Source organism: Kaistella sp. 97-N-M2, assembly GCF_021513235.1.
In the GTDB taxonomy this organism is placed as follows: Bacteria; Bacteroidota; Bacteroidia; order Flavobacteriales; family Weeksellaceae; genus Kaistella.
In genome coordinates this window covers 467915-482326 of the sequence record NZ_CP090976.1, presented here as the reverse complement: position 1 = coordinate 482326, position 14412 = coordinate 467915, and the positions used below count along the sequence as shown (strand labels likewise).

Genomic DNA, 14412 nt, shown 5'->3' with positions numbered 1-14412 from the left:
CCTAATTTTCATGTCGTTTTCTATTTTTCTTTGCGCGCAGGAAGAGGATTCAGCTGCCTTAATTTCTGAAGTTAAAATTGATGCGTACAAGAAACCCACTTCCTATATAAGTTCTACGAAATCCGCATCTGTAATTTCTCCGAATCTTTTAAAATTGAATACGGCGGAACGGTTGCTCGAATCCATTAATCAAATTGCGGGAAGCCGAATGGAAGAGCGTTCCCCGGGAAGTTACCGCATCGCGGTGCGCGGAAGTTCGTTGCGGTCGCCTTTCGGTGTGCGAAATGTTAAGGTTTATCTGGACGATTTTATTTTGTCCGATGCTTCCGGAAATACGTATTTCAACGTAATTTCCCCGGAACTCATCAACCGCATTGAGATTTATAAAGGCCCGGAAAGTGGCGATTTTGGCGCAGTTACGGGCGGAACGCTGCTTTTAAAAACACGAAACTCCGAAAATTTATCTGCCCACATTGCGGTCGGAAGTTATGGCACGTTCAACCAAAGTGTAGATTTTTCGAGGCAGTTCGGTAAACATTTTTTTCAGCTTTTCCAGAATTACTATCAAACCGATTCTTACCGCGACCAGTCGGCGGTACAACGTAAAGAAATTTTTCTGAAAGATGAATTTCACTACGCGAAAAGTGCGTCTTTAAAGGCGATGATTTTGCTTGCGGATTTAGCCTACGAAACGCCGGGCGGCCTGACTTTGGAGCAAATGCAGGCAGACCGGAAACAGGGGCGTCCCGCGACAAAAACACTTCCCGGCGCCGTTGAACAGTCCGCCGGAATCCGCAATAAAATGATTTTGGCCGGCTTGTCTCACGATCTTAAAATTACGAAGCATTTTTCTCATTTTCTTTTGGTTCAGGGGTCGTATGTTGATTTCGAAAATCCATTTATCACGAATTTTGAAAATCGTTTTGAAAATAATTATGCGCTGAGAACGCATCTCAACTACCAGCAAACCTGGAATAATTTTGATGCCGAATGGCGCGCCGGTTTTGAAGGCGGGACAAATGATATTTCAATCAGGAATTTCGATAACAATAAAGGAATTCAAGGCGATCCGCAGAATTTTGATCACCTTAAAAACAATTCCGGCTTTTTCTTTTTGTCTCAAAAATTGAACTGGCAGGAAAAACTGTTCAGCGATATTTCCGTCAGCTTAAATTCCAATTCCTACCAGTGGGAAAACCTTTTTCCGGTCAGCCAAAGTGGAAATGTGAGGTTTAAAGATCAATTCCTCCCGAATTTTGGCCTGACGTATTTGATTGCAAAAGATTTTTCAGTTCGCGGGAAAATAGGCAAAGGAAATTCCGCACCCACGAATGAAGAAATCCGTTCGTCGACGCAGCAATTTAATGTGAATTTGGTCCCAGAGTACGGCTGGAACAAGGAGATCGGCCTCAGAAAACAGTTTGGCAGCGCCGTTTTTGCGGAAGCGACTTATTTCGATTTTCGGTTGAAAGATGCCATCGTGAGGCGGCAAAACGAGAGCGGCGCGGAATTTTTTGTCAATCAGGGAAGTACTGTGCAAAAGGGTTTGGAGGTTCTTTTGGAATCGAAATTCTTCGTGGTAAATACGGCTTTTTTCAACGGGTTTAAAGCCAGATTTTCCGGCAGTTTTTATCGGTTTAAATTCGAGGATTATCGCCAGGATGAAAATGATTTTTCGGGCAATGACCTAACGGGCGTGCCGGCGACCACTTTGAACAGCTTAGTGAATTTTGTTTTCTTTAAAAATTTATCGGTAGATTATTCCCACTTTTATACATCGAAAATGCCTTTAAATGACAGCAACTCTGTTTGGTCTGACTCGAGTTTGATTGGAAGTCTTCAGCTTCGGTATCCGGTTTTTGTTGAAAAAACTAAATTGTATTTGCAGTTTCAAATTCAGAATCTGTACAACAGCGAGTATGTTTTGGGCTACGACATAAATGCTTTTGGGAACCGGTTTTATAATCCGGCGGCTAAACGGAACTTTCACTTTGGATTAAGAGCCGAGTTTTAGTTTTTAACCACAAAAGTGACAAAGTTTCTTGACTCATTAGTCACATGAGCTTTTGCGATTCTTTTGTGGTTAAAAGTGCACAAAGTTTGCAGAAACAATTTCCGAAGGAAATCTTAATTCCCTTCATTCCTTCATCCACCTTAATGGTTAATATAACCACAAAGTCACAAAAGGTTTCTTGACACATTAGTCACATGAGCTTTTACGATTCTTTAGGAGTTACAGTGCACAAAGTTTGCAGTAAAAAATTTCCGAAGGAAATCTTAATTCCTTTTCCTTCAACAACCTTATGGTTAATTCAATAAAATTTCAAAATGGTTTCTAAGTATCTGCACTGACGATGTTCCTCACAATGATTTCCGCATGAATTCTGGAGTTTTCGATGAACCAAAGATGCGTGTCTTTCCCCCCGCAAACAACGCCTGCCAAATACAGATTGGGAACGTTGGTCTCCATAGTTTCGGGATCGTAAAAAGGATTTAAACATTCGCCCTGCAGATCGATTCCAATCTTCGTCAGAAAAGCGAAATCGGGCAGATAACCCGTCATCGCCAGAACAAAATCGTTTTCTATTTCCTGTGTATTACCGTTTTCATCTTTAAAAATAACCGAATTTTCGGTAATTTCCACCAGTTCAGAATTGAAATGTGCGTTGATGCTTCCTTCCAAAATCCGGTTTTCGATGTCGGGTTTTACCCAATATTTTACGCTTTTTGAGATTTCGCCGTGACGGATGATCATGGTGACGTCGGCGCCTTTTCGGTAAGTTTCCAGCGCTGCATCAACGGCAGAATTGCTGGAGCCGACCACGACGATTTTCTGTTTTGCGTATGGATAAGGTTCTGTATAATAATGTTTTACTTTTGACAGCTGCTCGCCCGGAATATTCATCATGTTCGGGATGTCGTAAAATCCCGTCGCGATTATTACGTTTTTTGCAGCGTACGCAGACTTTGAGGTTTGCACGTGGAAAACACCATTGGTTTTGGTGACGTTCAAAACCGTTTCGTACAGATTGATGTTCAGGTTTTTTTGGCGTGTGATGCCCTGATAATATTCCAGCGCTTCCTGCCGGCCGGGTTTGGGCGCCGTGGAGATGAAAGGAATTTCGGCAATTTCGAGTTTCTCTGCTGTGGAAAAAAACCGCATGTACAAAGGATAATTGTAGAGGGAATTGACAATGGTTCCTTTTTCTATGATCAAATAAGTGAGGTTGTGTTTTTCGGCTTCGAGGGCACAGTTTAAACCGATGGGTCCGGCACCGATGATGAGAATGTCTAAAATTTCCATTGGGCAAAGTTACGATGTAAAACGGAATTGGCAGAAATGAAAATAAGAACTGCAAAAGTTTTTTTTTGTGAAATATTTTAATAAGAGCTGAAACTGTGGAATAAAAACCTCGTTGCGCCCCAGCTTGAACGGAGTTCTTTTTCTTGCGTCGGCAATGCGCGGGCAGAAAAAAACGGGAGTGGAAGCTGGATGAAGGCGCCCAAAAACATTTAAACCTTGGTGAAACTAACTGTCGAAGTACCGCGAATTTTTTTTCTTTGGAATTCCAGCAAACAATTTGTCCCTATATTTGCGCCTCCCTGCGACGTGTCGATTTGACTGAAATGGCCTGTTTGCACCCAAATAATATTCATTAAAAAACGCCAAATGCCGCTCGAAATAGAAAGAAAATTTTTAGTCCACCAATCCAAATGGCAGCAAGTGCCGAAGCCGGCCGGCGAACTTTTCCGACAGGGATATTTGCTGACCGATCCCACTAAAACCATTCGCGTGCGGCAAACACCGGAGAAAGGATTTTTAACCATCAAAGGAATTTCGGTTGGTGCGGCGAGGAAAGAATTTGAATATGAGATCCCTTTCGCGGAAGCCAAAGAACTTTTGGATGACTTTTCGGTGGCTGAACTTTCAAAGATTCGCTATACCATTTTGTTGGAAGGCAAAGTGTGGGAAATCGATTCGTTTTTAGGGCAGAACGAAGGCCTGATTATCGCGGAAATTGAACTGGAAAGCGAAGACGAAACCGTAGTACTTCCGGACTGGATCGCCCGTGAGGTGACAGGTGAAGAGCGCTACTATAATTCAAACTTGACGATGCAACCTTTTAAAACCTGGAAATCCTAAATTCCACATCTCAATTTCTTCCAGAACAAAGCCGTACTTTTGCACGCATCATGAACGAAGAACAAATCATTATCGTGGGCGCCGGTCCGGCCGGATTAATGGCGGCGCAAATTTTAGCCGAAAGAGGTTTTAAAGTTCATGTTTATGAGCAAAATAAAGCCGCCGCACGAAAGTTTCTGGTCGCCGGGAATGGCGGATTCAATCTCACGCACAGCGAGGAACCGGAAGCTTTTTTAGAAAAATATGAGTCTGCGGAGATCCAAAAGATGGTGCGCGAATTCGATAATGAAAGAGTCGTCCAGTGGCTGGGTGATTTAGGGATTTCGACGTACGTTGGGAGTTCGGGTAAAATTTTCCCGACAAAAAATTTCAAACCGATTCAGGTGCTGAAAGCCTGGTTAGATCGGCTGGAACAACTTGGAGTCGCCGTTCATTATGAAAACACGTTTGTCGGTTTTGACGCATCCTTCGTTTATTTTAAAAAATCCGAAGAAAAAATTGGTGTTCCGTATTCAAAATTAATTTTGGCCATGGGTGGCGGTTCCTGGCAGAAAACCGGTTCCGACGCAAAATGGGTAGAAACTTTGACTGCAAAAGGCATTGATATTACGCCGCTGCAATCTGCCAATTCCGGGTACAACACGGCTTCAAATCTACACCAGTTACAGGGTCAGTATTTGAAGAATATTCGGGTTTCTTTTGGAAATCACCATAAAGTTGGGGAGATTGTTTTTACGAAATATGGCATTGAAGGCAGCCCGATTTATTACTTAAACCGTTTTACGCGCAAACATGATTTTCCGCTGAGGCTTCATCTTGATCTTAAACCTAATCTCTCGGAAAGCGAGATTTTATCAGCCTTGCAGGGTCCGGAAAAAATAAGTTCAACTTTAAAGAGGAAACTGAAACTCTCCACAACGGCGCTTCATCTTTTGAAAACGTTGGATAAAGAAACGTACACCGACATAAATATTTTGTCGAAACTGATTAAAAAGTTTCCGGTTGAAATTTTAAGTTTTAGACCAATCGACGAAGTTATTTCGACGGCGGGCGGCGTTTCATTTTCGGAACTTACGTCGAACCTGGAACTGATGAAGTTTCCGAATGTTTATTGTGCCGGCGAAATGATGGACTGGGAAGCACCAACGGGCGGTTATTTGTTGCAGGCGTGTTTCAGTACGGGGTTTTGGGTGGGGAATTCGATATTAAAGTAGGTTTTTAGGTACCCGCAGATTTTGCGGATTGCCGCGGATTTTTTTGTAATGTGATGTTGGATCTGGAAACGCCGAACCGTTGTTTATAAATGCGAGCAAGTAAAATCGGACGTTTCACAAAGATCTGCGTCATCTGCCTCTGCGAGCGCAACCATTTTCTTCCAGACTTTAAATGATATTGCTCCCGCCCAAATTAAAGATTTCGCAGATTTAAAAATGTTTCAACGGCTGTTTCCAAATTTCTTAACTTTAAACCTTCAAAAAAAACCTTAAACTTACAAATCAATGGTCGGAATTATCATGGGCAGTCAAAGCGATCTGACAATAATGGAACAGGCAGCGGATTTTCTGAAATCACTCGAAATTCCTTACGAACTGACAGTAGTTTCCGCGCACCGCACGCCGGAACGCATGTTCGAATACGCGAAATCTGCAAAAGACCGCGGTTTAAAAGTGATCATCGCCGGCGCCGGCGGCGCCGCACATCTGCCGGGAATGGTCGCAAGCTGTACCACTCTGCCTGTGATTGGCGTACCGATATTATCTTCCAATTCCATCGACGGATGGGATTCGGTGCTTTCAATTTTGCAGATGCCGTCCGGAATTCCGGTTGCTACCGTAGCTTTGAATGGTGCGACGAACGCCGGGATTTTGGCCGCCAAAATTTTGGGAACTTCAGATGAAAGTATTTCTAAAAAATTGGATATTTATCAAAATTCTTTAAAAGATAAAGTGTTGGGAACCGTGAAAGACATTGAGAAAAAGCATCCGAACCAATTCGATTCGTAGAGATAGACGGAAACATTGTTTTAATTTTTCCTTAGTTTCTTAATGGTTAATTTTTAACCAATAAATCGTCATATTAGTTTTTAGAATACGGTTGCGGCAAAAAAAGTGCACATCAGTTTTTTGCATAGAAATTTGAACTTCTTAATTTTTCTTAATTCCTTAATGTTTTATTTTTACGATGAAAAAAATGGTTGTAAATGCCACAGATCAAATTAGTTTTTAGAATATGGTTGCGGCGGAAATGTGCACGGCAGTTGTATGCATAGAAATCTCGACCCCTTAATTTTTCTTAATTTCTTAATAGTTAATTTTTAACCAATAAAATCGTTTGCTAAACGCATAGGTCAAATCAGTTTTTAGAATATGGTTGATGAAGATTAGGGCACAGTTATTTGCAAAAATGGCAATTACCTGAATTCTTAATGGTTTTTGAGCAACTGTTTCCGCGTTGCCCCTTCTCCGTAAACTTTGAATATTCACAGGGCGCAATCAAGAAAAAGGTTTTTCGCATACCAGAATAATTCAATCATAAAAAATAAAAAGACTTCGTAATGAAGCCCTTTTAGTCAATTAATTAATTCATAAAATTGGAGGATATTTTTACAAAATATTTACCTGCTGCATGCACCACTTCATTTTTTCGTACGTTCGTTTGATGTCGTGATCCAAACCGATGGACATGCGGATTAAGCCCGGCGAAAGACCCATTTCTTTTTGCTCTTCTTCCGGAATTTCCGAAGAAGTAGAACTTCCGGACGCGGAAAATAACGTTTTATAAAAGCCCAGACTCACCGCAAGATAACCGAGATTTTCCCGCTGCATTAATTCCATCAACTCGTTGGCTTTTTCCACCGTTTTCACGTCCAGCGTCATCAACCCGCCAAAACCGTATTCAACATTCATCATGCTTTTAAAAAGATTGTGCTGTTTATGACTTTTTAGTCCCGGATATTTCACGATCAAGCCATCTTCCTCAAATTTCTCCGCCAAATACTGCGCATTTTCGCTGTGTTTTTTTATTCGGATGTGAAGCGTTCTTAAATTTTTCAAAATGCTTGCCGCCCGGAAACTGTCTAAAGTCGGACCCAGCAGCATACACGCACCTGAATTCACATCTTTCAGGTCGTTAATAAATTCCGACGACGCACAAACAACACCCGCCACGGCATCGCTGCTGCCATTGATGAATTTCGTTAAACTGTGGATCGTAATATCGGTGCCCAAAGTTTGGGGCGAAACGGAAAGCGGAGAAAAAGTATTGTCGACGATCAGTTTAATATTGTGTTTTTTCGCCAGTTTCGCGAGTTCCCGCAGATCGGCAATTTCCAAAAGAGGATTGCTCACGGTTTCGCAAAAGAGGACTTTTGTTTGCTCCGTGAGGGCGTTTTCCACACTGTTCAGATCCGTAATATCCACGAAGGAAGTTTTAATTTGAAATCCGGGCAGAAAATTTTTCATAAAGGCGTACGTCCCTCCGTAAATGGTTCGGCTGGAAATAAGATGATCGCCACTTTTGCACAGTTGAAGCAGCGCAGAAGTGATGGCTCCCATTCCCGACGCGGTAACGTTGGCGCTTTCTGTGCCTTCCATTTGCGCCAAAGCTTCGCCCAGATAAAGATTACTCGGCGAGGAATGCCGCGAGTACAAGTAACAGCCCTCCGTATTTCCTTCGAACGTGTCGAACATCGTTTTCGCCGAGAGAAAAGTGTAGGTGGAACTGTCGGAAATGGAAGGATTTACTCCGCCAAACTCCCCGAAATACTGCAGATCCTGAATATTATTGGCCGCATCAAATTTTTCCATAGTTTTTTTTGTTTTGATAAATGAACTGATTTCCAGATTAAAAAACAACGGATGTCGAAAAATTTAGAAATAAAATTTATAAAGGTGGATAACTTTGGATTTTAAATTTATATTTGAGGAATAATACCGGTTTCATCCGAAAATATTTCATTCATGATCGACGAGAAAGACAAAAAATTATTGATTTTACTGCAGACCGATGCGAAGAAAACCACGAAACAGCTGGCGCAGGAATTAAATTTGTCCGTCACCGCCGTTTTTGAGCGCATTAAAAAACTGGAGAAGCAACAGGTCATTCAAAAATATGTGGCGTTGCTAAACCACGAAAAAATTCAGAAAAATTTTATCGTTTTATGTCACGTAAAACTCGCGCGGCACCGCAAAGAATACATTTCTCAGTTTGAAAACGAGATCACGCAGTTTTCCGAAGTTTTAGAATGCTTCCACGTATCCGGCGATTACGATTATATTTTGAAAATCTGCGTGCGCGATATTCAGGAATACCGCGAATTTATGGTAAGCAAACTCACGAATCTGCAACATATTGGCAGTACGCAAAGTTCCTTTATGATCAAGGAAGTGAAAAACTCCACGGTGATCGAACCTTAGAAGAAGCAGCTTTATTTTTGAGGAATTGCAGATTTTTTCGAACTTTTCCTGCCTTTCAGTTTTGAGGTCTGAAAAAGCCAGTGGTAAGCCGCACCAAATTCGCCTTTCCAGTAATTTTCATTGTGCTTTCCGTAAGCATCAATTTTGACGAACGTGTTTTTCCCGCGCAAACCTTTCTTCTGTAAATTGTTTTTCACTCTTTCAATTTCATTCACGATGGTTTTGCTTTCGCCGGATCCGGCCACAAGATAAATTCTTGTGTGGGATAAATCTGCCGCAGAAGTAGCGATGTAATCATTGAATTGTTTATCGACGATCCAGTACGCGGGACTGAACGAACCGATCTTCGAAAAAGTCTGGCTGTACTTAACGCCGCCGTAACTGGAAATCAAAGCGCCCAAAGAGCTTCCCATCAAAGCATTGAACTTTTTCCCGGCTTTTGTGCGGTAATGCGCGTCGACAAAAGGTTTCAGGGTTTCCGCTACAAACTGCATGTACAGATCGCCTTCGCCGCCGCCATATTTTTCATTGTTCCATGGCGTATATTCATCAATCCGGTCGTCGCCACCGTTGTCGATGCCAATAACGATTGTGCCGTGATCACCTTCCGAAAAAAGTCTGTTCAGCATTTCATCCACCTGCCATTCGCCCGAAAAAGACGTGGCTTCATCGAATAAGTTTTGTCCGTCTTGCATGTAAATCACAGGATATTTTTTTGTGCTTTTTTCGTAATCAGGTGGCAAATAGATCCATATTTTCCGCGTTTTGTTCAGTTGCGGAATAGGAAATGACTCGCTCAAAACATGAACATTCGGCGCTGCGGTACTTTGCTTTTTTGCAGTTTGCTCTTCCCAGGACTGAATGGTTAGGTTTAAGGTTTGCGGACTGCCCCTGAAAGTTGCGGTGCGGTTCGGCAGCGAACTTCCCGCCGCATTTCCTTCTGCCGTATTCCAGCTTCCGCGCGTAAATTTATATTCCAAAACGCCGCCCGTTTCGGGAACCGTAAAAATATAATTGCCGGATCCGTCATTCTTCATTGGCGTAGCAGACGGATTCCAGTTGTTGAAGTTTCCCGCCACGTAAATCGTTGGATTGGGTGGCGTGTCGGCGGGGAGCGATGTGATTTTCAGCGTAATCTGGGCACTAATCTGCACAGAAATCATCAACACGAAAAGAAAAAGCTTTTTCATCTTCAGAATTTTATGGGCGCTTTTGTCCATGAAACGTACCCGCAAATAAATACTTTCACGGTAATTTCCGTCGCAATGTAAAATTTAGAACTTCCTGAAATTATTTTTTTTGAAAAAATTCCATGAGATCCATGTAATTTTTCTGGTTCACGCCGTGACCACTCATGTATTCGCGGAAACTGAAAAAATAGCTCAGATCATACAAAAGTTCCGCTCCTTTACGCGCCCATTCCAGCGGAATCACCGCATCGTCGGTACCGTGCGAAATAAAGAAACGCAAACGTTCCAGCTTTTTTTTGTCGTGTACAATATCGTCCAGCAACTTTTCTTCCGCATAACAGCTCAGGCAGGCCACTTTCGAAAAGAGGTCGGGGTGGTGCAGGGCCAGGGAGTACGCCAGAATTCCGCCCTGAGAAAATCCCGCCAAATGGGTTTCATTTTCTGTTAAACCGTAATGGTTGGAGATTTTCAGAATGTTTTCCAAAATCATTTCCACCGACTTTTTCGCTTGCGGCACGTCCACGCGGTTTTCCACATTCATCAGATCGATGTCGTACCAGGAATAGCCTTCGTAGGCGCTGTTCAGCGGCGCACGAAAACTCACGATAAGCCAGTCTGCCGGCAACGTCGGCGCAAAGCTGAAAAGATCCTGTTCATTGCTTCCGTACCCGTGCAGTAATATGAGGAGCGGGGTAGAAGGTGTAATATTTTGAGGCTCGCGAACGAGGTATTTTAAATCCATTGCACAAAGATATTCTATTTTTTTAGGAGCACCAAAGGGCGTTTCTTCTCCGAAATATGTCCGGCTGTCCCCACTCGCTTCCCGGCAAGCCGGGAGAGCTCAGACAAATGCTCCCATCCGGGCTAGAATCACAGGAAGTTTTTTGCCCGAAAGATTTGGGCGAATCTTCAATTTCAAATTAAGAACAAAAATAAACGACGGGATTCTTCCTTCGTCAGAATGACAGTGGCGAAAAAATTAATATGTTAAATAGTCGGCTTCGGAAACGCAGGCGTCAAGAAAAATTATTCTTCAGCCGTTAAAAAATTTCCATGTCCGAAGCGCGCACTAATTTAACTACTCATGAAACTCTTTCCGGCCGCGCAAGTTCTGAAATTTTAGGCTGAGGAATAATTTTTTAGCCGAAGCTTCCAGCCCTTGAACTTTTGGTTCTTTTGTTTTAAGACAAAAGAACAGGAAGAAAGTTTTACTTCCGATAGATTTTTTTTTGCCAGAATGACAGTGGCAAAAAAATTAATATGGTTAAATAATCGGCTTCGAAAGGGCAGGCGTAAAGAAAAATTATTCTTCAGCCGTTAAAAAATTTCCGTATCCGAAGCGCGCATTACTTTAAATACTCATGAAATACTTTCCGGCCGCGCAAGTTTGGAAATTTTAGGTTGACGGATAATTTTTTAGCCGAAACATCCAGCCTTGAACTTTTGGTTCTTTTGTTTTAAGATAAAAGAACAGGAACAAAATTATACTTCTGGTAGATTCTTCCTTCGTCGGAATGACAGTGGCGAAAAAAAATTAATATGGATAACTAATCGGCTTCGGAAGCGCAGTCGTTAAAAAAAATTATTCTTCAACCGTTAAAAAATTTCCATGTCCGAAGCTCGCACTAATTCAGATACTCGTGAAATCCTTTCCGGCCGCGAAAGTTTGGAAATTTTAGGTTGAAGAATAATTTTTTAGCCGAAGCTTCCAGGCCTTGAACTTTTGGTTCTTTTGTTTCAAGACAAAAGAACAGGAAGAAAATGTATTATTACCGAGATTCTTCCTTCGTCAGAATGACAGTGGCGAAAAAAAATTAATATAGATAACTAATCGGCTTTGGAAGCGCAGGCGAAGCTTCCAGCCTTGAATTTTTCATTCTTTTGTTTCAAGACCAAAGAACAGGAAAAAAAATTTACTTCTGATAGATTCTTTTTTCATCAGTAAGACACGCTCTCATTAAAAAAACTTTTAAAAAAAAACCGGGCGTTAACTCGGTTTCTATTTTAATGTTCTCTCCTCACCACCGGAATGGGATTCAGTTTGATGAGCTTCATTTTATCCAGCAAAATCATAATGTAATACGTTACATCGATCTCGTGCCATCTTACGCCGCCGAAATTCGCTCTGCCACCATGTTTGTGGTGATTGTTGTGATAACCTTCGCCCATCATCAACCAGTCGAACCGGAAAAGATTTTTAGAAGTATCGGAAACTTTAAAGTTGGTGTAGCCATAAATATGCGCAAACCAGTTGATAATAACGCCGTGAATTGGCGCCATCATGTAAGCAACCGGCAATAAAAGCCATTGCCACCAGGCCGTCGCGAAAAAGTAGAAGAACGCCGTGTATGCAATAGCCCAACCCAAGCGCGATCCCCAGGAACTCGCGAACTTGTCGAAACCTGCCCACTGCGGAACGTTTTTCGTAAACTTCTCTTCGATAATTGCTTTCTGACTGTTAATATCTGCATAGATTCTTTTCGTGCGCCACATCATCGAGAACAAATTGTCGTCGTATTTCGGCGAATGCGGATCCTTTTCAGTATCTGCAAAAGCATGGTGCATTCTGTGCATTACGCCGTAACCGTAGGCGGAAAGATAGTTGGACCCTTGTGTTACCCAGGTTAAAACGAAACAAAGCTTTTCCCCGAATTTCGACATTTTAAAGGATTGATGCGCCGCGTACCGGTGCAAAAAGAAAGTCTGAAAAAACAGTCCCGAATACCACAGGACGATGATGAAAATGATAATTGTCATTAATATAATAATTTAAGGTAAAGATATGGCTAATACGCTTTTAAAACCAGCCTTTGTGAAAATTTAACGCTGTTTTACATATTAAAAAATACGCAGAAAACGCTTTTTGAGTTTTAAAAATGTAAGGTTAAACCGCTTTGATGATGAAATAATTTTTCTTGCCTTTCTGTACGAGTAAAAATTTTCCGTCGATGAGGTCTTTTTCTGCCACTTCGTAAGTTTCGCTTATTTTTTCTTTGTTCATGGAAATTGCGTTGCTCGAAAGTTCCCTTTTCGCTTCACCTTTCGATTTCAGGAAACCCGATTTCTCCGAGATCAGCTCGATAATATTGCCTTCCAGCACATCCTCTTTGGCAATTTCTTTTTGAGGTACGCCTTCGAAAACTTCCAAAAATGTGGCTTCATCCAGATTCACCAGATCTTCCGCCGTCGACCTTCCGAACAAAATTTCTGAGGCCTTCACGGCTTTTTCATATTCCTCGCGGCTGTGCACCCAAATCGTCACTTCTTCCGCCAGTTTTTTCTGCAACTTTCTTTCGTGTGGCGCGGTTTGGTGGTCTTCAATTAAATTTTCAATTTCTTCTTTGCTTAAAAAAGTATAGAACTTAATGAAACGTTCCGCATCAGCATCCGTGGAGTTTACCCAAAATTGGTAAAATTTATACGGAGAAGTTCGTTTCGCATCGAGCCAGTAATTTTCACCCGCTTCCGATTTTCCAAATTTCGACCCGTCGGCTTTCGTAATTAAGGGAACGGTTAGAGCAAACGCTTCGCCCTGAACTTTCCGGCGGATCAATTCCGTGCCCGTGGTGATGTTTCCCCACTGATCGGAACCGCCCATTTGAAGTTTTACGTTTTTCGCTTTGTACAAATGCAGAAAATCGTACCCCTGCAGCAGTTGGTAAGAAAATTCCGTAAAACTCATTCCTTCCGCGCCGCCTTCGCCGGTGATTCTTTTCTTCACCGATTCTTTCGCCATCATGTAATTCACGGTGATGTTTTTCCCGATTTCCCGAATAAATTCAAGAAAGGAAAAATCCTTCATCCAGTCGTAATTGTTCACGAGTTCGGCGCTGTTGGCTTCTGACCCGTCGAATTTCAAAAATTGGGAAAGTTGACCTTTTAAACAGGAAACATAATGGTTCAGCGTTTCTTCATCCAAAGCATTGCGCTCGCTGGATTTTCCCGAAGGATCGCCAATCATTCCTGTGGCGCCACCCACCAAAGCGATTGGTTTATGGCCATGTTGCTGAAAATGCGCCAGTATTTTGATCTGAATTAAGCTCCCGATGTGCAGCGAATCGGCCGTAGGATCGAAGCCGATGTACGCCGTGGTGATTTCTTTATTCAGTTGTTCTTCCGTTCCCGGCATCATGTCGGCAAACAGGCCGCGCCATTTCAGTTCTTCAATAAAAGCGTTCATTTTCTTAAAAATTTGGAATGGCAAAGATAAGATTTTTGAAGGGATGATATATTGTAGAAGGCGAGAAGTTTTTCCGGTTTTGTGGCCAAAACTATAGACGATTTTTAAATGTCTGATCTTATTTTTAAAGTGGATCACCATCACAGCTTTGCAAGAGAATATAAAATAGACCTTAGAATCATTTAAAAACCTTGTTTTTCACTAATAAGTGAAACGCCTTTGTTTACCTTAACTCAAAGTTTTATCTCAAGCTTTGTTTCGCCTGGCGTTTATTTAAGTTAAAGGGAAATTTATTGATCTTTTCATTTTATCAATAAAACGAGACCTCATGTGTTTTTAATTTAATATAAAAATAACCTCGCAGTCTTCAAAAAAAATAGCTCGCAAAAAGATTTCTTTATAAAATCTTAACTTTACATTCATCAATAACTTAAATTAAATTTCAATAAAATTTTTGATTTCAAGTAATTGAATTAAAAACGA

The 14412-nt window shown here is 41.7% G+C and carries 11 protein-coding genes; 5 read left to right on the top strand and 6 right to left on the bottom strand.

The annotated features are described in order from the left end of the window. The first annotated feature begins 10 nt into the window (after positions 1-10). Positions 11-2014, top strand: a complete 2004-nt coding sequence (locus L0B70_RS02330) for a TonB-dependent receptor (RefSeq protein WP_235142715.1) — start codon at positions 11-13, stop codon at positions 2012-2014. A gap of 321 nt (positions 2015-2335) precedes the next feature. On the opposite strand, the gene L0B70_RS02325 is transcribed toward L0B70_RS02330, so the two are convergent. Then, positions 2336-3304: a YpdA family putative bacillithiol disulfide reductase gene (locus L0B70_RS02325; RefSeq protein ID WP_235142714.1), complete on the bottom strand. Its 969-nt coding sequence runs from the start codon at positions 3302-3304 to the stop codon at positions 2336-2338. Positions 3305-3670: 366 nt separating this feature from the next. Here L0B70_RS02325 and L0B70_RS02320 point away from each other — a divergent pair, with 366 nt between their 5' ends. The 3 genes from L0B70_RS02320 (at position 3671) to purE (ending at position 6147) form a co-directional block, all read left to right on the top strand. Then, positions 3671-4144: a CYTH domain-containing protein gene (locus tag L0B70_RS02320; RefSeq protein ID WP_235142713.1), complete on the top strand. Its 474-nt coding sequence runs from the start codon at positions 3671-3673 to the stop codon at positions 4142-4144. A gap of 50 nt (positions 4145-4194) precedes the next feature. After that, positions 4195-5358 (top strand): TIGR03862 family flavoprotein, encoded by a 1164-nt coding sequence (locus L0B70_RS02315; RefSeq protein WP_235142712.1) that lies wholly within the window; start codon positions 4195-4197, stop codon positions 5356-5358. A gap of 285 nt (positions 5359-5643) precedes the next feature. Continuing rightward, entirely contained in the window at positions 5644-6147 is a 504-nt protein-coding gene (gene purE / locus L0B70_RS02310; RefSeq protein ID WP_235142711.1) for a 5-(carboxyamino)imidazole ribonucleotide mutase, read from the top strand. Positions 6148-6747: 600 nt separating this feature from the next. On the opposite strand, the gene L0B70_RS02305 is transcribed toward purE, so the two are convergent. Then, on the bottom strand, positions 6748-7950 hold the full coding sequence (locus tag L0B70_RS02305) for an aminotransferase class I/II-fold pyridoxal phosphate-dependent enzyme (RefSeq protein ID WP_235142710.1): 1203 nt from the start codon (positions 7948-7950) through the stop codon (positions 6748-6750). 153 nt (positions 7951-8103) lie between these two features. On the opposite strand from L0B70_RS02305, the gene L0B70_RS02300 reads away from it, so the two are divergent. Next, positions 8104-8559 (top strand): Lrp/AsnC family transcriptional regulator, encoded by a 456-nt coding sequence (locus L0B70_RS02300; RefSeq protein WP_235142709.1) that lies wholly within the window; start codon positions 8104-8106, stop codon positions 8557-8559. An 11-nt stretch (positions 8560-8570) separates the two neighbouring features. On the opposite strand, the gene L0B70_RS02295 is transcribed toward L0B70_RS02300, so the two are convergent. From L0B70_RS02295 to tyrS, 4 genes are all read right to left on the bottom strand, one after another. After that, entirely contained in the window at positions 8571-9749 is a 1179-nt protein-coding gene (locus tag L0B70_RS02295; RefSeq protein WP_235142708.1) for an alpha/beta hydrolase-fold protein, read from the bottom strand. Between the two features lie 100 nt (positions 9750-9849). Further along, positions 9850-10491 (bottom strand): alpha/beta hydrolase, encoded by a 642-nt coding sequence (locus tag L0B70_RS02290; protein ID WP_235142707.1) that lies wholly within the window; start codon positions 10489-10491, stop codon positions 9850-9852. 1262 nt (positions 10492-11753) lie between these two features. Then, a complete protein-coding gene (locus tag L0B70_RS02285) occupies positions 11754-12506 on the bottom strand; it encodes an acyl-CoA desaturase (RefSeq protein WP_235142706.1) in 753 nt (250 codons plus the stop codon). Positions 12507-12633: 127 nt separating this feature from the next. Then, positions 12634-13929, bottom strand: a complete 1296-nt coding sequence (gene tyrS, locus L0B70_RS02280; protein ID WP_235142705.1) for a tyrosine--tRNA ligase — start codon at positions 13927-13929, stop codon at positions 12634-12636. Positions 13930-14412: the final 483 nt, after the last annotated feature.

Excerpts from the sequence above, each read along its gene's own strand:
- L0B70_RS02330 (WP_235142715.1), top strand. The coding sequence starts at position 11 with ATGTCGTTTTCTATTTTTCTTTGCGCGCAGGAAGAGGATTCAGCTGCC.
- L0B70_RS02305 (WP_235142710.1), bottom strand. The coding sequence starts at position 7,950 with ATGGAAAAATTTGATGCGGCCAATAATATTCAGGATCTGCAGTATTTC.
- tyrS (WP_235142705.1), bottom strand. The coding sequence starts at position 13,929 with ATGAACGCTTTTATTGAAGAACTGAAATGGCGCGGCCTGTTTGCCGAC.
- L0B70_RS02315 (WP_235142712.1), top strand. The coding sequence starts at position 4,195 with ATGAACGAAGAACAAATCATTATCGTGGGCGCCGGTCCGGCCGGATTA.
- L0B70_RS02285 (WP_235142706.1), bottom strand. The coding sequence starts at position 12,506 with ATGACAATTATCATTTTCATCATCGTCCTGTGGTATTCGGGACTGTTT.
- L0B70_RS02295 (WP_235142708.1), bottom strand. The coding sequence starts at position 9,749 with ATGAAAAAGCTTTTTCTTTTCGTGTTGATGATTTCTGTGCAGATTAGT.
- L0B70_RS02325 (WP_235142714.1), bottom strand. The coding sequence starts at position 3,304 with ATGGAAATTTTAGACATTCTCATCATCGGTGCCGGACCCATCGGTTTA.
- L0B70_RS02320 (WP_235142713.1), top strand. The coding sequence starts at position 3,671 with ATGCCGCTCGAAATAGAAAGAAAATTTTTAGTCCACCAATCCAAATGG.
- L0B70_RS02300 (WP_235142709.1), top strand. The coding sequence starts at position 8,104 with ATGATCGACGAGAAAGACAAAAAATTATTGATTTTACTGCAGACCGAT.
- L0B70_RS02290 (WP_235142707.1), bottom strand. The coding sequence starts at position 10,491 with ATGGATTTAAAATACCTCGTTCGCGAGCCTCAAAATATTACACCTTCT.
- purE (WP_235142711.1), top strand. The coding sequence starts at position 5,644 with ATGGTCGGAATTATCATGGGCAGTCAAAGCGATCTGACAATAATGGAA.